We start from the raw sequence: 20,219 nt of genomic DNA, 5'->3' as shown, positions 1-20,219 counted from the left end.
GGGCATCCCCCGCACCCGACAGCATGAATCCCGTCCCGCCGAGCCCCGCGATCCACTGCCCGGTCCGGCCCGTGCCGCGCCCACCGGGCTGAGTTCGGTGGGCGCGGCGGGCCACCCGGTGCCCGCCCGGGCCGGACTACGGCCAGGACGCCTCGATGGCGTTGAGGGTGGCCTTCGTGCTCGCACCCTTGATCCAGTTCGTCATACCCACCCAGAAGGTGCCGGCGCCGACACTGCCGGGCATCATGTCCGAGCCGTCGAAGCGCGCCACCGTCTTCTCGTCCTGCAAGATCTCCGCCGACAGGTGGTCCACCGGGTTGCTGTAGACCTTCATGTCGACGTTCTTGTTCGCCGACACCCATCCGCCCATCGAGGCCCGGCTGGTGGCGAATTCGCCGCTGGACATGTACGCCTGCACGGCCTGCACTTCCGGCCGGTCCGTGAACGCGGCCAGGAACTCGCCCGCCACCAGCGCCGGTTTGCCCTTGGCCGGGTCGATCGCCGGGAAGTAGAAGGCGTACACGTCGCCGTCCTCGGCCACCTGGGTGCCCCGCGGCCACTGTCCGGCGTAGAACGACGCCTGGCGGTGCATGGTGCACTTACCTGACAGCACGGGCAGGCCGCCGGCCTGGAACGACGTGGTGGCGATGCTCTTGACCCCACCGATTCCGGCGTTGACGTACCGCGGGTTCTTCAAGATCGATCCGACCTTGTCGGTGACCGCGGCGATCTGCGGGTCGTTGAACGGAATCTCGTGGCTGACCCAGCTGTCGTAGGTCTCGGGTCCGGCCACCCGCAGGGCGACGTCCTCCATCCAGTCCGTCGCGGGCCAGCCGGTGGCGTCGCCGGACTCGATTCCGGCACACCAGGGCTTCTCCCCGTCCGCGGCGATCCGGTCGCTGAGCGCGATCAGCTCGTCCCAGTTCTGCGGCACCTGATAGCCCTTCTTGGCGAAGGTCTTCGGCGAGTACCACACCAGCGACTTGACGCTGGCACTCATCGGCGCGGCGTAGAACGTGCCGTCCACCGAGCCGTAGTCCAGCCAGTCCTGGTTCCAGCCCTTCTTGCCGTTGGCCGCGACCTCGGCCGGGGCGGGCTTGACCGCGCCCTGGGCGATCAGATCCTTCAGAAGCCCTGGCTGGGCGAAGATGGACAGGTCGGGAGTCTCGCCGTCCGCCACGTTCTTGCGAATGGTGTTCTCGAAGGCGGCATCACCCTCGTACTGGATTTCGATGCCGGTGCAGTCACCGAATCGGCGCAACGCCTGTTGTAGCAGGTTGGCCTCGAGGTCACGGCTCGAACCGGTCATCCTCACCTTGGTGCCCTTGTGCCCCTGATACTTCTCGTAAGGGGCGCACTCCTTCGCCTCGGCCGGGTTGTCGTCACTCAGCATGGCGGCATTGCCACACGCGGTCGTGCCCAGGCCCAACAGGATTGCGACGCCGGCCGCAAGCCCGCGGCGCCGGTACGAGCTCGTCATTTTCATCCCTTGCATGTCGTGGTGTGCCGGAAGGTGTGTGACTCAGATCTGGAACCGGTGCACGGCGTCGCGCAGCTGCTGCGCCGTCTGTGCCAGGTTCCCGGCCGCCGACTTCGTGTTGACCGCGTCGCCGGCGGCGTTGTCCACCGACGCCGACAGCGCCTCGATGGTGGTGGCGATCTCCTGCGAGCCGTTCGCGGCCTCGAACACGTTGCGGTTCATCTCGTTGGTCGTGGCCGTCTGCTCCTCGACCGCCGAGGCGATGGTGAGCTGGAAGTCGTTGATCTGCGCGATGATCGCGCTGATCTTCGCGATCGCCTCGACCGCTCCGCCGGTGTCGACCTGGATGGCCTGGACCCGCCGGGTGATGTCGTCGGTGGCCCGTGCGGTCTCCTGGGCCAGCTCCTTGACCTCTCCGGCCACCACCGCGAAGCCCTTGCCGCTCTCGCCCGCGCGTGCCGCCTCGATGGTGGCGTTGAGGGCGAGCAGGTTGGTCTGTTCGGCGATCGCGGTGATCACCTTGACGACGTCACTGATCTCCGTGGACGACCGGCCGAGTTTGGTGACGATCTCCGTGGTGCCGGCGGCGACGTCGACCGCGGAGGAGGCGACCCGGGCGGCCTCGTTGGCGCTGTGCGCGATCGATTCGATCGACGAACCCATCTCCACGCCGGCGGCGGACAGCAGTTGCACGTTGCCGGAGACCATTCCGGCCGCCTCGGTGACCGAGCGCGCCTGCCGCGCGGTGTCGGTGGTCGACTCGTCGAGCCGGGTGCCGGAATCGTGCACCTGGCCGGACGCCTCGCTCACCGTCTCGGCGGTGAGGCGCAGCGCCTCGAAGGTCTCTCGCATCGCCTGCCGGGCCCGTTCGTACCCGGCCGCCATCCGGCCGATCTCGTCGTTCGAGTCGACCTCCGCGGGGCGGGTCAGGTCACCTTCGGCCATGGCGGTGAGAGCCTGCTCGACCCGGCGGACCGGTCGCAGAATGGCGTTGGCCAGGTACACCGCGGCGGCCCCGGCGAGGGTGAGCCCGCCGATCAGCAAGCCGAAGATCATCTGGAGGCCTTGCGACTTCGCGTTCTGGATGGCGCGACCGCCCTCCGCCACCGCGTTGGTCTGGTATTCCGCCAGCTCGTCCAGGTTCTGCCGCGCCGCGACCAGGGCGCCGCCCTGGGTGAAGCGGTTGGTCTGGAACGCTTCGGTGTCGTGGTCGCGACTGGCCGGCAGCATCGCGTCGTCGCGCAGGTGGCGGTAGGTCGCGATCAGCCCCTCGGTGGCCGAGAGCGTGCCCGTGTGGGCGGTGTCGCCCTGCCGGTAGGCCGCCCACGCCTTGTCGTACGCCGCGTCGCTGGCCTTGATCTCATCCTCGGCCCGCTTGCGGGACACCTCGTCGGTGAGCGCCACGTGCTCCAGCAGCGTCGCGTCCTCCTGCAACAACTGCGTGCGGGCCTCGTTGATGCGTAACGCCTGCTGCATGCGCTCGTCGGTGATGGTCCGCGCGGTGGCCGCCACCGAGTTCAGCTGGATCACGGCGCCCACGCCCACGGCCGTCGTCGCGATCCCGGCCAGTGCGGTCACCAGCAACAACTTCGTTCGGATACCTCGGTTTCGCCACCAACGGCGCATGCTCCACCCCTCCCCGACCCGTTCGTTCCGTGCTTCAGTTCGAGTGGCACGCGCGCTGTCCAAGGAAACGGACGGTTGCGATGGCGGGGGGTAGGGGTGCAAACGGAGAGCAGCCGCTCGACGGCCTCGGGAACGGTCCGCTCGCGGCTGGTCGTGAGAGCTGTCTCAATGCGGTCGATACGGCGCTGGCAGTCGGCCGGACCGCCGATCTGAGCCCGGAGGGGCGCGGCACGGGCGGGACCGGGCAGGCGCTCGCGTGGAGCGGGCGGGACGGGGAGTTTGTGGTCGGGGGCGGCGTAGCCCGTACCAAATATGGGGTTTTCTGGTGGATGTGCCGCGCCTGGGCTCAGCATGCGGGAAGAGGCGGCATGTTGTTGCCGCCGAGTATGCGAGTTGATACGGTACTTTGCATATTCATGCGGAGGTGCGTAATGCGGAGGGCAGCATGGGAATCCGGGTCGCGGTAGCGGGTGCCAGTGGCTACGCGGGCGGTGAGTTGCTGCGCGTGATCGCCGGGCATCCCGAGTTCGACCTCGTCGCGGCGACCGCGCACAGCCAGGCGGGTTCTCCGGTCAGCGCGGTGCATCCGCAGCTCGCCGGGCTCGACCTGACCCTCGGCGCCACCGACGCCGAGACGCTCAGCGGGGCCGACCTGGTCTTCCTCGCTCTGCCGCACGGTCAGTCGGCGGCCGTGGCGGCGCGGCTCGCCGAGGGGGTCAAGGTCGTCGACCTGGGCGCCGACTTCCGGCTGGAGAGCGCCGAGCAGTGGACCCGCTACTACGGCGGCGGCCACGCGGGCACGTGGACCTACGGCCTGCCCGAGCTGCCGGGCGCGCGCGCCGCGATCGCCGGGGCCGACCGGGTGGCCAACACCGGCTGCTACGCCGCGACGATCATCCTGGCGCTCGCCCCGCTGATCGCCGCCGGTGTCGCCGACCCGGAGGACGTGGTGGTCGTCGCCAGCTCCGGCACCTCGGGCGCCGGGCGCAACGCCAAGGTCAACCTGCTGGCCAGCGAGATCATGGGTGACCTGTCGCCCTACAAGGTCGGCGCCCACCAGCACGTCGCCGAGATCAAGCAGGCCACCGGCGCCGGCTCGCTGTCGATGACGCCGATCCTGGCGCCGATGCCGCGCGGCATCCTGGCGACCGTCACGGCGCGCCGGCTCAACGGCGGCGACCCGCGCGAGGCACTCCAGGCGGCCTATGCGGACGCGCCGTTCGTGCACGTGCTGCCGGAGGGCTCGTGGCCGCACACCGCGGCCACCGCCGGTTCGAACTCGTGTCACCTCCAGGCCACGGTCGACATCGACTCGGGCCGCATCATCGTGGTGAGCGCGCTCGACAACCTGGGCAAGGGCGCCGCCGGCCAGGCGGTGCAGAACGCCAACATCATGTTCGGTCTGCCCGAGACCACGGGCCTGAGCGTCTTCGGAGTCGCACCGTGACCGTGACCCACCCCAAGGGCTTCCGGGCCGCGGGCGTCGCCGCCGGGCTCAAGGCCAGCGGAAACGCCGACATCGCCCTGATCGTCAACGACGGCCCCGACTACACGGCGGCCGGCGTCTTCACCGCCAACCGGGTGAAGGCCGCTCCCGTGCTGTGGAGCCAGCAGGTGCTCAAGGGCGGCATCGTCCGGGCGGTCGTGCTCAACTCGGGCGGCGCCAACGCGTGCACCGGCTCGCAGGGCTTCCGCGACACCCACGCCACCGCCGAGCACACCGCGACCGTGCTGCGGGGCGGCGCCAACCGCATGATGATCGGCCCGGGTGACGTGGCGGTCTGCTCGACCGGCCTGATCGGCGAGCTGCTGCCGATGGACAAGCTGCTCCCGGGGGTGAACGCGGCGGCCAAGGCGCTCACCGCCGACGGCGGCCCGGCGGCGGCCGAGGCGATCATGACCACCGACACGGTGGCGAAGAACGCGGTGGCCCAGCGTGAGGGCTGGTCGGTCGGCGGCATCGCGAAGGGCGCCGGCATGCTGGCCCCGGCCCTGGCCACCATGCTCGTGGTGATCACCACCGACGCGTCCGCCGACAACGAGGTGCTCGACGCCGCGCTGCGCGCCGCCACCCGGGTCACCTTCGACCGGATCGACGCGGACGGCTGCATGTCCACCAACGACACCGTGCTGCTGCTGGCCAACGGCTCCTCGGACAGGGAGCCGACGCTCGAGGAGCTGACCGCCGCGGTCACCGAGGTCTGCCACGACCTGGCCCAGCAGCTGATCGCCGACGCCGAGGGCGCCACCAAGCACATCGCCATCGAGGTGCAGGGCGCCGCCTCCGAGGCCGACGCCGTGCAGGTGGGCCGGGTGGTGGCGGGAAACAACCTGGTGAAGACGGCGTTCTTCGGCAACGACCCGAACTGGGGCCGGATCCTGGCCGCGGTCGGCACCACGAGCGCGGCCTTCGAGCCGGACCGCGTCGACGTGGCGATCAACGGCGTCTGGATCTGCAAGGGCGGCGCCGCGGCCGAGGACCGCAACAAGGTGGACCTGTCCGGGCGGGACGTGACCGTCACGATCAACCTGCGTGAGGGAGAGATGGGCGCGACGATCTGGACCACCGATCTGTCCCACGCGTACGTGCACGAGAACTCGGCGTACTCGTCGTGAAGGCGCAGAAGAAGGCCGAGATCCTGATCGAGGCGCTGCCCTGGCTGGAGCGGTTCCACGGGACCACCGTGGTGATCAAGTACGGCGGCAACGCGATGATCGACCCGTCGTTGCAGGAGGCGTTCGCGGCCGACATGGTGTTCCTGCGGCTGGTCGGCATCAAGCCGGTCGTGGTGCACGGCGGCGGCCCGCAGATCAGCCGGATGCTCACCAGACTGGGCATCGAGAGCGAGTTCCGGGGCGGCCTGCGGGTCACCACCCCGGAGGCGATGGACGTCGTCCGGATGGTGCTGGTCGGGCAGGTCGGCCGGGAGCTGGTCGGCCTGATCAACCAGCACGGGCCGTACGCGGTGGGCCTCTCCGGCGAGGACGCGGGCCTGTTCACCGCGGTCCGCCGGCAGGCGGTCATCGACGGCGAGCCGGTGGACATCGGCCAGGTCGGCGACGTCGGCGAGGTGAACACGTCGGCCGTCGACGACCTGATCGCGGCCGGCCGGATCCCGGTCATCGCCACGGTCGCGCCGGACGCCGACGGGGTCCTGCACAACGTGAACGCGGACACCGCCGCCTCCGCGCTGGCCGTCGCGCTCGGCGCCCGCAAGCTGGTCGTCCTCACCGACGTCCCCGGCCTCTACACGAACTGGCCGGACACCTCCTCGCTGACGTCGGAGATCGACGCCGACGCGCTGGAGAAGCTGCTGCCGTCCCTGGAGTCCGGGATGGCGCCCAAGATGGAGGCCTGCCTGCGCGCGGTCCGCGGCGGAGTCCCCGCCGCGCACGTCGTCGACGGCCGGGTCGCCCACTCGACACTGCTCGAAGTCTTCACGGAAGAAGGATTCGGAACGATGGTGGTCCCGTCATGACCCTGGTCGAGCGCTGGCAGCAGTCGATGATGAACAACTACGGCACCCCGGCGATCGGCCTGGTCAAGGGCGAGGGCGCGGTGCTGACGGCGGAGGACGGTAAGGAGTACGTCGACTTCCTCGGCGGCATCGCCGTCAACGCCCTCGGGCACGCCCACCCGGCCGTGGTCGCCGCGGTCACGAGCCAGATCCAGCAGCTCGGGCACGTCTCCAACCTGTACATCTCGGAGCCGCCGGTGGCGCTGGCCGACCTGCTGCTGGCGCTGGCCGGCCGGTCGGGGCGGGTGCTGTTCACCAACTCGGGCGCCGAGGCCAACGAGGCGGCGTTCAAGCTGTCCCGGCTCACCGGCCGCACGCACATCGTGGCCACCGAGGGCGCCTTCCACGGCCGGACCATGGGTGCGCTGGCGCTGACCGGCCAGCCGTCGAAATCGGAGCCGTTCCAGCCGCTCCCGCCGCAGGTCACGCACGTGCCGTTCGGTGATGTCGAGGCGCTCGCCGCCGCGGTGACCACGGAGACCGCCATGGTCATCCTGGAGCCGATCCAGGGGGAGAACGGCGTCGTGGTCCCGCCGACCGGATATCTCGCGGCAGCACGCGAAATCACCGATAAATCGGGCACGCTGCTCGCGCTGGACGAGGTGCAGACCGGCATCGGCCGGACCGGGCACTGGTTCCACCACCAGAGCGAGGGCGTCGAGCCGGACATCGTCACCCTGGCCAAGGGCCTCGGCGGCGGCCTGCCGCTGGGCGCCTGCATCGGCTTCGGCCGGGCCGCCGACCTGTTCACCCCGGGCGCGCACGGCACCACCTTCGGCGGCAACCCCGTCTCCTGCGCGGCCGGTCTCGCGGTGATCCGCACGATCGCGAGCGAGGGTCTGCTCGATCACGTGAAGCGGGTGGGGGAGCAGCTCCGGCGGGGCATCGAAGGGCACCCGCTGGTGAAGGAGGTCCGCGGCGCCGGCCTGCTGCTGGGCATCGTGTTCCATGAGCCGGTCTCGGCCGACGTGGCCGCCAAGCTGCGTGACGCCGGTTTCCTGGTGAACCCCGCCAAGCCGGACGTGATCCGGCTCGCCCCGCCTCTGATCATCTCCTCCGATCAGGCGGACGCCCTGGTCGCGGCCCTGGACGGTATCCGGTGACCACCCGCCACTTCCTCCGTGACGACGACCTGACGCCCGGGGAGCAGTCCGAGATCCTGGACCTGGCCGCCGCCATGAAGGCGGACAGGTTCGGGAACAAGCCGCTGGCCGGCCCGCGCTCGGTCGCCGTCTTCTTCGACAAGGCCAGCCTGCGGACCCGGCTGTCGTTCGAGGCCGGCATCGCCGAGCTGGGCGGGCAGCCGATCATCGTGGACACGCAGAACACCCACTTCGGCCGGGGCGAGACGCTCGCCGACGCCGGCCGGGTGGTGGCCCGGTATGTCGCGGCGATGGTCTACCGCACGCACGGCGACGAGCGGCTGGCCGAGCTGGCGTCCGGCGTCACCGTTCCGGTGATCAACGCGCTCAGCGACGGCTACCACCCCTGCCAGCTGCTGGCCGACCTGCTGACCATCCGGGAGCGGTTCGGCGCGACGGCCGGCCGGACTCTGGCGTACGTCGGGGACGCGGCCAACAACATGGCCCACTCGTACCTGATCGCCGGCGCCATGGCCGGGATGAACGTGCGGGTCGCCGGCCCGTCCGGGTTCGACCCGGCGCCGGCCGTGGTGAGCCGGGCCGGGGAGATCGCGGCGTGGACCGGCGGCTCGGTGGAGGTGCTGCGCGACCCGCGGGAGGCGGCCGACGGCGCGCACGTGGTCGCCACCGACACGTGGACGTCGATGGGCCAGGAGGGCGACGGCCGGGACCGGCTCACCCCGTTCTGGCCGTACCAGGTGAACAAGGAGCTGCTCGCGGTGGCCGACCCGGAGGCGATCGTGCTGCACTGCCTCCCGGCGCACCGCAACGAGGAGATCACCGACGAGGTGATCGACGGTCCGCAGAGTGCCGTCTTCGACCAGGCGGAGAACCGTCTGCACGCGCAGAAGGCCCTGCTGACATGGCTCTTGGCGGCGAATCAGTGAATGGCACCCCGGCCACCCGCGCGGGGCGGCACGCCCGGCTCGTCGAGCTGATCCGCACCCGCAAGGTCAAGTCGCAGACCGAGCTGGCCGACATCCTCGCCCACGAGGGGGTCCAGGTCACCCAGGCGACCCTGTCCCGGGACCTGGAGGAGCTGAACGCGGTGAAGGTGTCCGGGATCTACTACATCCCGGAGGACGGGCACAAGCCGCTGCGGGAGAGCACCAGCCACGGCCCGGCCCGGCTCATCCGGCTGCTGCGCGAGCTGCTGACCGGCACCGACTCGAGCGGCAACATCGCGGTCCTGCGTACCCCGCCGGGGGCCGCGCAGTTCCTGGCCAGCGCCCTGGACCGGTCCGGTCTGGCGGATGTGGTCGGCACCATCGCCGGCGACGACACGATCTTCGTGGTGGCCCGGGACTCCGGCCCCACCTCGGGTGCCGCCCTGGCCGAGAAACTCAGCAACTGGAGCAGGTCGGACCACGAGGAGGCCCGCTGATGATGTTCCCGCCCGCGGTGGAAGCACGCTTCCCCGACTTCGCCGACCACACCGACACCCTGGTCGGGCACGGTGTGGAGTTCTTCCTGGCCTCCAACGAGACGCTGCGGCCACATCTCAACGAGACGCCGTACAGCCACAAGCTCACCTGGCTGGACTTCACCGACACCGCCGAGAAGGACTGGTCGATCCGGGACTTCCTGAACTTCTTCAACGTGATCAACGGCATCGCGTTCGGCGACCGGGGCATCCCGATGCCGCAGTGGGTGATGGTCGACCTGATCCTGATGCCGGCCGCCGCGCTGATCGCCGGCCTGCCGCAGGAGGAGTTCGCGGCCATGGTCGAGCGGTCCACCTTCCGGTTCGACACCGACGTGAAGCGCCTGCTGCACAAGGTGCAACAGGACATGCGGGACTCCGGCTACCGCGGCCCGGTCCCGGTGGGCGGCTACTGTGCCGCCCCGTCCGCCGAGCCGGGCCGCTGGGTGGGCTGGTCGCTGTGGTCGCTGATGCCGGCGGTGGGTCTCGGCAAGGCGGCGAAGGCGCTGGCCCTGTCCGCCTACCGGGCGCAGAAGCTGGACGGCGTCACCCAGTACGACAACAGCGCGCTCAAGGTGCACACCGAGTTCGGCGCGCTGAAGATCCTGGTGGCGACGGTTCCGTTCCACACCTCGCCGGGCTCGTTCGTCTACCAGAGCGACCTGACCCTGCCGGCCGGGGGAGAGCTGCCCGAGCCGACCTTCCTGCTCGATCCGTTCGACTACAGCCGCCAGCGGGCGATGCAGAAGGACATCGAAGCGGGCCGCTGTGAGTTCTATGTCCTGCCGCCCGGGCACGTCCGCCGGGACGGCAAGACATATGTACCGATTCTCGAGAAGGAACTGCCCCGATGACCAAGCGCAAGATCGTCCTCGCCTTCTCCGGTGGTCTGGACACCTCGTACGCCCTCGTGGACTTCCGCGAGAAGGGCTGGGACGTGGTGACCGCCAACATCGACACCGGCGGCCTGCACAGCGGTGAGGCCGAGGTCGTCAAGGCGCGCGCCGAGGAGCTGGGCGCCGTCGAGCACCACGTGGTCGACGCCCGTGCCGAGCTCTACGACCGGGTCGTCACCTACGCGATCAAGGCGAACTACCTGCGCAACGGCGCCTACCCGTCGTGCGTCGGCGCGGAGCGGCTGATCCAGGCGGAGAAGGTCGTCCAGGTGGCCCTCGAGGTCGGCGCGGACGCGGTGGCGCACGGCTCGACCGGCGCCGGGGCGGACCACGTCCGCTACGACGCGGTGATCCGGGCGCTGGCCCCGCACCTGGAGATCGTCACCCCGATCCGGGACGAGCGGCTCACCCGTGAGGGGGAGACCGAGTTCCTGCGCGGCCGGGGTTACGAGGTCAGCGAGAAGGTCAAGCTCTACTCGATCAACGAGGGCCTGATCGGCACCTCGATCGGCGGCGAGGAGACCTACGGCTCCTGGGAGTACCTTCCGGAGTCCGCCTGGACCTACACGAAGTCGATCGACGAGGCGCCGGAGAAGGGCGTCGAACTGCTGATCAGCTTCGAGAAGGGCGAGGTCGTCTCGGCCGTGACCGCGGACGGCGAGCCGCTGCCGAACGAGAACAACTACGACATCCTCTCCTCGCTCAACGTGCTGGGCGGCGAGCACGGTGTCGGCCGGGGCATCCACATGGGCTCCACCATGGTCGGCAACCTGGCCCGGGTCGGGTTCGAGGCGCCCGGCATGCTGATCCTCATCGCGGCGCACCGTGAGCTGGAGAAGCTGGTGCTGTCCAACCGGCAGCAGGCCACCAAGGCGACGCTCGGCAACACCTACGGCGACCTGCTGCACGAGGCCGTCTACTTCGACCCGATCATGGACGACTTCCGGGCCTTCCTGGACTCCAGCCAGACCCGGGTGACCGGCACCGTGCGGGTGCTGCTGCACAAGGGCAACATCGTGCTGCTGGGCTCGAAGAGCCCGTACAGCCTGCTGGACGCCGCGACCCGCTCCGGTGTGGTCTACGGCCACGGCTCGTCGCTGTGGACCGGCGAGCAGGCCCGCGCGTTCGCCCACATGTACTCGGTGCCGGGCGCGATCGCCCGCGCGGCGGCCGACCCCGCTGAATGACGGCGCCACCCGCGCGGCCGCGGCCGCGCGGGTGCCGCCGCCGCGATCTTGGACGTTTTGCTACCGCTTCCGGTGGTGAAACGTCCAAGATCGCGAAAGGCGGGGGCTCAGCTCAGCCAGGTGGTGAGCACCTCGAGGGTGCGGCGGATCTCCGGCACCGGCACGTGCTCGCCGTCGGTGTGGGCCAGCAGCGGGTCGCCGGGACCGAAATTGATCGCGGGGATGCCCAGCGCGGCGAAGCGGGACACATCCGTCCAGCCGAGCTTCGGGGCCGGCGGCAGGCCGACCAGCTCGACGAACTCCTTGGCGACCGGCTGGTCCAGCCCCGGCCGGGCGCCCGGCGCGGCGTCGACCACCTCGACCTCGAAGCCGGCGAACACCTCCCGCAGGTGCGCCTCGGCGCCGGCCACGTCCCGGTCCGGGGCGAAACGGTGGTTCACGTAGACGGTGCACAGGTCGGGGATGACGTTGCCGGCGATGCCGCCCTCGATCTTCACGGCGTTGAGGCCCTCGTGGTAGCGCAGGCCGTCGACGACCGGCTGCCGCGGCACATAGGCACGCAGCACGTCGAGCACGGCCCCGGCGCTGTGGATGGCGTTGCTGCCCTTCCAGGAGCGGGCCGCGTGCGCCGCCACACCCGGCACGGTGATCTTGATCCGGATGGTGCCCTGGCAGCCGCCCTCGACCGTGCCGTCGGACGGCTCACCGAGGATCGCGAAGTCGCCGGCCAGCCACTCCGGGTGGTTGCGGACCAGCCGTCCCAGCCCGTTGAGCTTCGCCGCGACCTCCTCGTGGTCGTAGAAGACGAACGTCAGGTCGTGCCGCGGCGCGGTCAGCCCGGCCGCGAGCCGGAGCATCACGGCCACGCCCGCCTTCATGTCGACCGTCCCGCGGCCGCGGAGGATGTCGCCGTCCATGACGCAGGGCAGGTTGTCGGCGATCGGCACGGTGTCCAGGTGGCCGGCGATCACCACCCGGGCCGGGCGGCCCAGCGACGTCCGGGCGACCACGGCGTCACCGTCACGCAGCACTTCGAGGTGCGGGTATGCGTGCAGGGCGGCCTCGACGGCGTCGGCCAGGGCCTTCTCATCGCCGCTGACGGACGGTATGTCACAGATGGTCCGAGTGAGGTCGACAACATCACCGGTCAGATCGAGGCTGGTCATGTTGCAAACTTATCAGATCAAAGGCATTTTTATACGTACGCCTCCGCGGGCCGCCCGCGGAGACGCCGCGCCGTCCCACTCACCGCGACGATGCCGGGCCGCCAGCCACGGCACGGTGTGCAGCGATAGGGTCCAGGAAGGTAACGAAACGTGAGCGAACGAGGAGATGGTGTGCCGGAGAGCGACGAGCCGACGAGGCTGTGGGGTGGCCGTTTCGCCGGTGGACCGGCCGAGGCGCTGGCCCGGCTGAGTGTCAGCGTCCAGTTCGACTGGCGGCTCGCGCCGTATGATCTGCTCGCCTCCCGTGCGCATGCCCGGGTCCTGGCGAACGCGGGTCTGCTCGACGCCGGCGAGCTGGGCCGGATCCTGGCCGCCCTCGACGATCTGGCCTCCGCCTGCGCGGCGGGCGAGTTCCGGCCGACGATCGAGGACGAGGACGTGCACACCGCCCTGGAGCGGGGCCTGCTGGAGCGTCTCGGCGCGCTCGGCGGCAAGCTGCGGGCCGGCCGTTCCCGTAACGACCAGGTCGCCACCGACCTGCGGCTCTACCTGCGCGACCACGCCCGTGGGGTGGCGGTGGCGCTGATCGAGCTGGCCGACGCGCTGACCGAGCAGGCGGCCCGCAACGTCGACACCCCGGCGCCCGGCCTCACCCACGTGCAGCACGCGCAGCCGGTCAGTTTCGGTCACTGGCTGCTGGCGCACGTGCAGCCGCTGCTGCGTGACCTGGAGCGGCTGAGCGACTGGGACGTGCGGACCGCGATCAGCCCGCTCGGCTCGGGCGCGCTGGCCGGCTCGTCGCTCCCGCTGGACCCGGCGGCGGTCGCCAAGGAGCTGGGTTTCACCGCCCCGGCGGCGAACTCGATGGACGCCGTGGCGGACCGGGACTTCGTGGCCGAGTTCCTCTTCGTGACCGCGCTGATCGGCGTGCACCTGTCCCGGCTCGGCGAGGAGGTGGTCCTCTGGACCTCCACCGAGTTCGGCTGGGTGGAGCTGGACGACGCCTTCGCCACCGGCTCGTCGATCATGCCGCAGAAGAAGAACGCGGACATCGCCGAGCTGGCCCGGGGCAAGAGCGGCCGGCTGGTGGGCGGCCTGGTCGCGGTGCTGACCATGCTCAAGGGCCTGCCGTTGACGTACGACCGGGACATGCAGGAGGACAAGGAGCCGGCCTTCGACGCGGTCGACACCCTGGAGCTGCTGCTGCCCGCGCTGGCCGGCATGGTCTCGACCATGACGGTCCGGGTGGACCGGCTGGCCGCGGCCGCCCCGGTGGGCTTCTCGCTGGCCACCGAGGTCGCCGACTGGCTGGTGCGCAAGGGCGTGCCGTTCCGCGACGCGCACGAGATCACCGGCAAGCTGGTGGCGCTCTGCTCGGCCCGCGAGTGCGAGCTGGAGGACCTCACCGACGACGACCTGAAGACGGTCAGCGAGCATCTCGACCCGTCGGTGCGGCAGGTGCTGTCGGTGTCGTCGGCGCTCGCGGCGCGCACCACGCCCGGCTCGACCGGCCCGGGCCCGGTGGCCGAGCAGCTCGCCGTCGTGCAGCACAAGCTGGACACGTGGCGCCAGTGGGCGGTGGAGAAGGTCGTTCCCCGCTGACCATCGTGGATCGACAGGAACGCCGGGCGGGAACCTCCGCCCGGCGTTCCTGTCGTAGGTGGCCGGTACCGTGCCCGTCATGTCGTTCGATCTACCCGAGCCCTGGTCGTCCCGGTTGCACCCGCGCCGCGGCGGCGCCGGCGTCCGCCCGGTCCAGCCCGGCCCGCATGCCCGCGCGGCCGTCGATGAGCAGCTGCGGAAGCACCCCGCCTTTCTGCCGGGCGTTCTCACCAGCACGTTCACCGAGCCGGAGCTGCGCGAGGCCGCCCAGGCCTGGCTCGATCAGGATCCGGCGGCGTCCGCCACGGGCGCGGCCGTCGTCGCCCTCGCGGCGAAGCTGGTGGACTGGCAGGAGTTCGTCGATTCCCCCCGGTTCGCCGACCTGTGGCTCGGCGAGCGGGGCTTGCGGTTCGCCGCCGAGGCGGCCGTGGAGTTGTTCTCGCTGATCCTGGTGGCCGAGGGTGATCGGCCGCCGCACCGGGCGATCGAGCGCGACGGCACCGACACGATGGGCGTGCGCCGCCGCCGTGACGGCGACAGCCACCGCACGATGGCGGTCTGGTTCGACCCCGATCTGCTGGTGCTGCTGCGGGTCCGGGCCGCCCTCGCGGCCGCGCCCGACGAGCTGTATGAGGAGGTCGTCGAGGTGCTCGCCGGCTACCGCGGGCACGGCCTCCACGCGCGCTGCGCCACCTCGGTGCTCGTCCCCACCCGGGCCGACTGGGTGGCCGAGGACTGGGCGGACGCCCTGGCCGAGCCCGGCTTCAACCGCGCGGCGATGCTCCTGACCGCGATCAGCACTCCTGAGCAGGCGGCCGCCGCCATCGGCGCTGCCGGGTCCCTGGCCGTCGGGTGGCCCGGCCTGAGCGCCACCGTCGTCGACGGCCTCGGCCCGGCCGTCGCGTCCGGTCTGCTGCTGACCTGGCTGGACCGTCTTCCCGCCACCCGGGCCGACGCCCGCCGCGACCTGCTCGGGCTGATCGCCGTGCTGCCGGAGGACGAGGCGATGCGCGGCCTCGTCGAGCGCCTCGGCCAGCGGCACGTGCGCGAGGCGCTGATCGAGGCGGCCGGCAGATTTCCGGAGCGGGCGCTGCGGCAGCTCGCCGTCCCAGCAGGGAAGCCCGAGGTGAGCGATCTGCTGTCGGCCAGGGTGCGGGCCGACCCGGCGCTCGCCGAGCGGGTCGCGGCCGGGCTGACCGGGGCTCCGGCGGCCCGGATCCGGGAGTGCCTGGCGGGTGTCGACACCGTCGTGCCCGCCCCGCCGGAGGCGCTGCCGCCGCTGCTCGCCGACCCACCGTGGCGCCGGCGGCGGGCGAGCCCACCGGTCGTCCTCGATCTGAAAGCGCCCGAGACGCCGACCACCCTGGAGTGGAAGCCGGGCGAGCGCGACGAGTGGCTGTCGACCCCGTTCGAAGTGGTGGGTGCGGGGGATTGGGCCGTGACCGCGGACCGGCTGCGGCGCGGCGAGCCGGTCGGCCGGCGGGAGGCGGCCGAGTTCTTCGTCGCCGGGCCGGAGGAGCCGGCCCGGTCCCTGCTCGCCGAGTGGAAGCCGGAGCCCGCGCCGGAGTGCGGCGCCTGGATGCGGCGGATCGTCGCCCGGTTCGAGGCGGACGCGCTGCTGCCCCTGCGGCGACTGGCCTTTCACGACGCGGTGGTGGCCAGGGCGCTGATGCTGCCGTTCGCGTCGCCGGACGTCGTGTGGCGGATGCAGGTGCGCCCGTGGGAGCAGAGCCGGTACACCTCGCTGGCGGAGGCGTGGCTCGAGCGGCATCCCGAGTTCGCCGTGCGGTATCTCGTGCCCCGGGCGTTCGGCCCGGACGGTCCGGCCCGGCGGTCGGCGCAGCACACGCTGGTTCACATGGCCGCCACCGGTCACACCGCGGCTCTTCGCTCGGCCGCCGGGTCGTTCGGCCCGGAGGCGGCGGCCGCGACCGAGGCGCTGATCGCCACCGAGCCGACGGCGATCCTGCCGGTGAAGCTCCCGGCCATCCCCAAGTGGTTCGACCCCGCCACCCTGCCCCCGGTCCGTCTCCGGCGGCCGTCCGCCGACGCGCCGGCCCTCGTTCTGCCGACCGGTGCGCTGCGCGAGCTGGCGATGGTGTTCGCGCTGCACCAGCCGCCCACCGAGCCGTACCCGGGGGTGGAGATCGTCCGGGAGGCGTGCGAGCCGGGGGATCTCGCCCGGTTCGCGTGGGGCGTGTTCGAGGCCTGGCTGGCGGCCGGCGCCAACGGCCGGCAGGGCTGGGCGCTGGACGCGCTGGGCCTGGTCGGCGACGACGAGGTCGTGCGGCGGCTCACCCCGCTGATCATGGAGTGGCCGGGGCAGAGCGGGCACGCCCGGGCGGTCACCGGCACCGGGATCCTCGCCGCGATCGGCACCGATGTCGCTTTGACACACCTCCAGCGCATCGTCGAGCGGTCCCGGTTCAACGGTCTCCGCGCCGCGGCCGAGCGGCAGGTCGCCCACGTCGCCGAGACGATGGGCCTCACCGCCGAGCAGCTCGCCGACCGACTGGTCCCGGACCTCGGCCTGGACGGCGACGGCAGCCTGACCCTCGACTACGGTCCGCGGCGGTTCGTCGTCGGCTTCGACGAGGAGCTGAAGCCGTTCGTCGTGGACGGCGCCGGCAAGCGACTGAAGAACCTTCCCAAGCCGGGCGCCCGCGACGACGCCGAGCGGGCCACGGCGGCGTCCCAGCGTTTCACCGCGCTCAAGAAGGAGGTGCGGGCGCTCGCCGGGGATCAGATCCGCCGCCTGGAGCGCGCCATGGTGACCGGCCGCCGCTGGCCGGAGGAGGAGTTCCGGCGCTACTTCGCCGGGCATCCGCTGGTGCGCCACCTGACCCGGCGGCTGCTCTGGGGCCGGTTCGACGGGTCCGGCGCCCTGATCGGCGGGTTCCGGGTGGCGGAGGACGGCACGTTCGCCGACGTGCACGACGACGTCACCACGATCGCCGGTGACGAGATGATCGGTGTGGTCCATCCGGTCCACCTGGGTGCGGCGCTGTCACTGTGGTCGGAGGTCTTCACGGACTACCAGATCGTGCAGCCGTTCACCCAGCTGGGCCGGGAGACCGCCGCCCTGACCCCGGCCGAGGCGGCCGGCTGCAAGATCACCCGCTTCCGGGGGCGCCGGGTGCCGACCGGCGCGGTGCTGGGCCTGGAGCGCCGTGGGTGGCGGCGGGAGCGGCCGCTCGACGGTGGGGTTCAGGTCCAGATCACGGTGTCGCCGGTCGACGGGCTGGAGGTCGTTCTGGATCTCGACCCGGGCATCGTGGTCGGCGCCGTGGACATCTTCCCGGAGCAGACGCTCGGCGAGCTGGGCTACCGCGGCCGGGTGGCCGCTCTCGGCGATCTCGATCCGGCGGTGGTGTCCGAGGTGCTCCGCGATCTGGAGTCGCTGACCTGACACCCGGTGGCCGGTGAAGGCGGTGACGCGCAGTATGCCCGTCACCGCCTTTTTACATGCCTGTCGTCTTTCTTGCCGGAGCGGACGGCCGCTCGTCGCCGTCCGGCATGGGCTTTCAGTTCATCCCGCAAGAAGTTGCATCGAGGGCATCCCCTTGTCCGTCTGCTGAGGCCGTACTGATGGTGGATCCCTGTAACCGGCTTCCATGACCATCATGTTCCCCAAGCCGATCCGGTAGGTAACAGAACAGCAGCTAGAGCCGCCTTCATCGCCCGCGATGTCGGGATCGTGCAGGTTCTCGTGGGCGGGCGTGTTGCAAGTTCGTTCGCAAGGGGTTTCTAAGCCCGAAACTTCTTGCTACCGTCCGGTCGAACCCCAGCAGGTATTCAAGGAGCGCAACATGCGTCGCATAAACAAGGGACTCGCCGCTCTCACCTCCGTCGCTCTCGCCTTCACGATCGCCGCCTGCGGCGAGGAGAAGTCGGGCTCCACGGAGACCAAGGCGGCCGACCCGGCTTCCCTGTCCGCTGAGCTCACGTGGTGGGACACCTCGGACGCGAAGAACGAGGGTCCGGCCTTCCAGGAGCTGATCGCGAACTTCAACAAGACGTACCCGAACGTCAAGATCAACTACCAGTCGGTGCCGTTCGCCGAGGCGCAGAACAAGTTCAAGACCGCCGCCGCCGCGAAGACCGGCGCGCCGGACATCCTCCGTGCCGAGGTCGCCTGGGTTCCCGAGTTCGCCTCCCTGGGCTACCTGTACTCGCTGGACGGCTCCGAGCTGCTCGCCGACGAGTCGGACTACCTGGCCGCCCCGATGGCGTCCACCAAGTTCGACGGCAAGACCTACGGCGTCCCGCAGGTCACCGACAGCCTCGCCCTGCTCTACAACAAGGAGCTGGTGCAGAAGGCCGGCGTCGAGGTCCCGAAGACCTGGGCCGAGCTGAAGACCGCGGCCCAGGCCGTCAAGCAGAAGACCGGCGTCGACGGCCTGTACGTCAACGCGGCCGGCTACTTCACCCTGCCGTTCATGTACGGCGAGGGCGGTGACCTGGTCGACACCGCGGGCAAGAAGATCGTGGTCAACTCCGAGCAGAACGTGGCCGGCCTCAAGGTCGCCAAGGACCTGATCGACAGCGGCGCCTCGGTCAAGCCGTCGGCCACCGACGGCTACGGCACGATGATGACCCTCTTCAAGGAGAAGAAGGTCGCCTTCATCATCAACGGCCCGTGGGAGGTCAACAACATCAAGTCCGCCCCGGGCTTCGGTGGCGTCGAGAACCTCGGTGTCGCCCCGGTCCCGGCCGGTTCGGCGAAGGCCGGCGCCCCGATCGGCGGCCACGACTACGTGATCTGGTCCGGCGTTCCGCAGGAGAAGGCCGCCGCCGCCGTCGCGTTCGTCAAGTTCCTGAACTCCGCCGAGTCGCAGGCGTTCCTCGCCGAGAAGCTGGGCCTGCTGCCCACCCGCAAGTCGGCCTACGACGTCGCGTCGGTGAAGAGCAACGCGGTCGTCTCGGCCTTCAAGCCGGTCGCCGAGGCCGCCGTCAGCCGCCCGTGGATCCCGGAGGGTGGCCAGTTCTTCGGCCCGCTCGACCAGATGGCCACCGAGGTCCTGATCCAGAACAAGGACGCCAAGGCTTCGCTGGACGCCGTGGCCAACAAGTACAAGGCCGAGGTCGTCCCCTCGTACGCCACCAACTGACCGATTGAAGCAGGCGCCGGCTCGCGAGGGCCGGCGCCCGCCGTCGTTCCCCTGGAGCACAGCTGATGAGCACTGTGACCGCCGACCCGGCGCCGGGCCGCGTCGGACTGCCGACCAAGTTGCGGCAGAGCTGGGACAAGAACTGGTCGGCCTGGGCGATGGTCGTGCCCGTCGTCCTCGTCCTGGCGATCCTGATCTTCTACCCCCTGATCAACGGCTTCTGGATCTCGTTCACCAACCAGACCGAGGCCAACCAGCTCGCCGAGATCTGCACCAAGTCCATCACCGGCGGCGAGGTCTGCAAGGAGAACCCGAACGCCTGGTCGTTCGTGGGCCTGGACAACTACGCCAACGTCCTCTCCGGCAAGGTCGGCGAGTTCTGGATGTGGACCGCGAACACCCTGGTGTGGACGGTGGTCGGGGTGGCCTTCCACTACGGTCTCGGCCTCGGCCTGGCCGTCATGATCAACCGGCAGATGCGGTTCCGCGGTCTCTACCGGGTGCTGCTCGTGCTGCCCTGGGCGGTCCCCGCGTTCGTCAGCGCCTTCGCCTGGAAGTTCCTCTTCAACGAGCGCTTCGGCGTGATCAACGAGATGCTCGGATGGGTCGGCGTCGATCCGGTCGCCTGGTTCGACAGCCGCTGGACCTCGATGTTCACGGCCGTCGTCACCAACATCTGGCTCGGTGTCCCGTTCATGATGGTGGCCCTGCTCGGCGGTATGCAGAGCATCTCCGACGAGCTCTACGAGGCGGCCGAGATCGACGGGGCGTCGCCGTGGCAGCGCTTCCGCGCGATCACCCTGCCCGGCCTGCGCCCGGTCAGCATGACGGTGATCCTGCTCGGCACCATCTGGACCTTCAACATGTTCCCGATCATCTTCCTGGTGACCGAGGGACAGCCGGCGGGCCAGACCGAGATCCTGGTGACCGGCGCCTTCCGGGCGGCCTTCGAGGGTCTCCGCAACTACTCGCTCGCCTCCACCTACGGCGTGCTGATCCTGTCGATCCTGCTCGTCTTCTCGGTGTTCTACCGGCGGGTGCTGCGCAAGCAAGGCGAGGTTTGGTGAC

At 70.7% G+C, this 20,219-nt stretch carries 15 protein-coding genes; 12 read left to right on the top strand and 3 right to left on the bottom strand.

The window, feature by feature from the left end; all coding sequences use genetic code 11:
* Window positions 1–136: 136 nt before the first annotated feature.
* Together BJ964_RS00240 and BJ964_RS00235 are read right to left on the bottom strand one after the other, a co-directional pair.
* Window positions 137–1,480: an ABC transporter substrate-binding protein gene (locus BJ964_RS00240; RefSeq protein WP_407650779.1), complete on the bottom strand. Its 1,344-nt coding sequence runs from the start codon at window positions 1,478–1,480 to the stop codon at window positions 137–139.
* 42 nt (window positions 1,481–1,522) lie between these two features.
* On the bottom strand, window positions 1,523–3,106 hold the full coding sequence (locus BJ964_RS00235; protein WP_262479298.1) for a methyl-accepting chemotaxis protein: 1,584 nt from the start codon (window positions 3,104–3,106) through the stop codon (window positions 1,523–1,525).
* A 445-nt stretch (window positions 3,107–3,551) separates the two neighbouring features.
* On the opposite strand from BJ964_RS00235, the gene argC reads away from it, so the two are divergent.
* From argC to argG, 8 genes are read left to right on the top strand one after another with little or no spacing between them, the layout of a single operon-like run.
* Window positions 3,552–4,553 (top strand): N-acetyl-gamma-glutamyl-phosphate reductase, encoded by a 1,002-nt coding sequence (argC, locus tag BJ964_RS00230; protein ID WP_188118762.1) that lies wholly within the window; start codon window positions 3,552–3,554, stop codon window positions 4,551–4,553.
* Window positions 4,550–5,722 carry a bifunctional glutamate N-acetyltransferase/amino-acid acetyltransferase ArgJ gene (argJ, locus tag BJ964_RS00225; RefSeq protein ID WP_188118761.1) on the top strand — a complete coding sequence of 391 codons (1,173 nt, stop codon included), beginning with the start codon at window positions 4,550–4,552 and terminating at the stop codon, window positions 5,720–5,722. The genes argC and argJ overlap by 4 nt, the downstream gene beginning before the upstream one ends.
* Window positions 5,719–6,585, top strand: coding sequence for an acetylglutamate kinase (gene argB / locus BJ964_RS00220; RefSeq protein ID WP_188118760.1), 867 nt, complete (start codon window positions 5,719–5,721; stop codon window positions 6,583–6,585). Before argJ ends, argB begins: the two co-directional genes overlap by 4 nt.
* Window positions 6,582–7,727 carry an acetylornithine transaminase gene (locus BJ964_RS00215; protein WP_188118759.1) on the top strand — a complete coding sequence of 382 codons (1,146 nt, stop codon included), beginning with the start codon at window positions 6,582–6,584 and terminating at the stop codon, window positions 7,725–7,727. Before argB ends, BJ964_RS00215 begins: the two co-directional genes overlap by 4 nt.
* Window positions 7,724–8,653 carry an ornithine carbamoyltransferase gene (argF, locus tag BJ964_RS00210; protein WP_188118758.1) on the top strand — a complete coding sequence of 310 codons (930 nt, stop codon included), beginning with the start codon at window positions 7,724–7,726 and terminating at the stop codon, window positions 8,651–8,653. Before BJ964_RS00215 ends, argF begins: the two co-directional genes overlap by 4 nt.
* On the top strand, window positions 8,650–9,150 hold the full coding sequence (locus BJ964_RS00205) for an arginine repressor (protein ID WP_229795596.1): 501 nt from the start codon (window positions 8,650–8,652) through the stop codon (window positions 9,148–9,150). The genes argF and BJ964_RS00205 overlap by 4 nt, the downstream gene beginning before the upstream one ends.
* Window positions 9,150–10,043, top strand: coding sequence for a hypothetical protein (locus tag BJ964_RS00200; protein WP_188118756.1), 894 nt, complete (start codon window positions 9,150–9,152; stop codon window positions 10,041–10,043). The genes BJ964_RS00205 and BJ964_RS00200 overlap by 1 nt, the downstream gene beginning before the upstream one ends.
* On the top strand, window positions 10,040–11,272 hold the full coding sequence (gene argG / locus BJ964_RS00195; RefSeq protein WP_188118755.1) for an argininosuccinate synthase: 1,233 nt from the start codon (window positions 10,040–10,042) through the stop codon (window positions 11,270–11,272). Before BJ964_RS00200 ends, argG begins: the two co-directional genes overlap by 4 nt.
* A 107-nt stretch (window positions 11,273–11,379) precedes the next feature.
* On the opposite strand, the gene dapE is transcribed toward argG, so the two are convergent.
* Window positions 11,380–12,438, bottom strand: a complete 1,059-nt coding sequence (gene dapE, locus BJ964_RS00190; RefSeq protein ID WP_188118754.1) for a succinyl-diaminopimelate desuccinylase — start codon at window positions 12,436–12,438, stop codon at window positions 11,380–11,382.
* A 150-nt stretch (window positions 12,439–12,588) separates the two neighbouring features.
* On the opposite strand from dapE, the gene argH reads away from it, so the two are divergent.
* The 4 genes from argH (at window position 12,589) to BJ964_RS00170 (ending at window position 20,218) form a co-directional block, all read left to right on the top strand.
* Window positions 12,589–14,040 carry an argininosuccinate lyase gene (gene argH, locus BJ964_RS00185; RefSeq protein WP_188118753.1) on the top strand — a complete coding sequence of 484 codons (1,452 nt, stop codon included), beginning with the start codon at window positions 12,589–12,591 and terminating at the stop codon, window positions 14,038–14,040.
* A gap of 79 nt (window positions 14,041–14,119) precedes the next feature.
* Complete coding sequence (locus BJ964_RS00180) at window positions 14,120–17,449, top strand: DUF4132 domain-containing protein (RefSeq protein ID WP_188118752.1); 3,330 nt, start codon at window positions 14,120–14,122, stop codon at window positions 17,447–17,449.
* A 400-nt stretch (window positions 17,450–17,849) separates the two neighbouring features.
* Entirely contained in the window at window positions 17,850–19,151 is a 1,302-nt protein-coding gene (locus tag BJ964_RS00175; protein ID WP_188118751.1) for an extracellular solute-binding protein, read from the top strand.
* Window positions 19,152–19,216: 65 nt separating this feature from the next.
* On the top strand, window positions 19,217–20,218 hold the full coding sequence (locus BJ964_RS00170) for a carbohydrate ABC transporter permease (protein WP_188118750.1): 1,002 nt from the start codon (window positions 19,217–19,219) through the stop codon (window positions 20,216–20,218).
* The last annotated feature ends 1 nt before the right edge of the window (window position 20,219 follow it).

It is taken from the genome of Actinoplanes lobatus (assembly GCF_014205215.1).
Classification (GTDB): Bacteria; Actinomycetota; Actinomycetes; order Mycobacteriales; family Micromonosporaceae; genus Actinoplanes; species Actinoplanes lobatus.
Note: the sequence above shows the minus strand (reverse complement) of the source record. Positions and strands in the feature narration are given on the sequence as shown.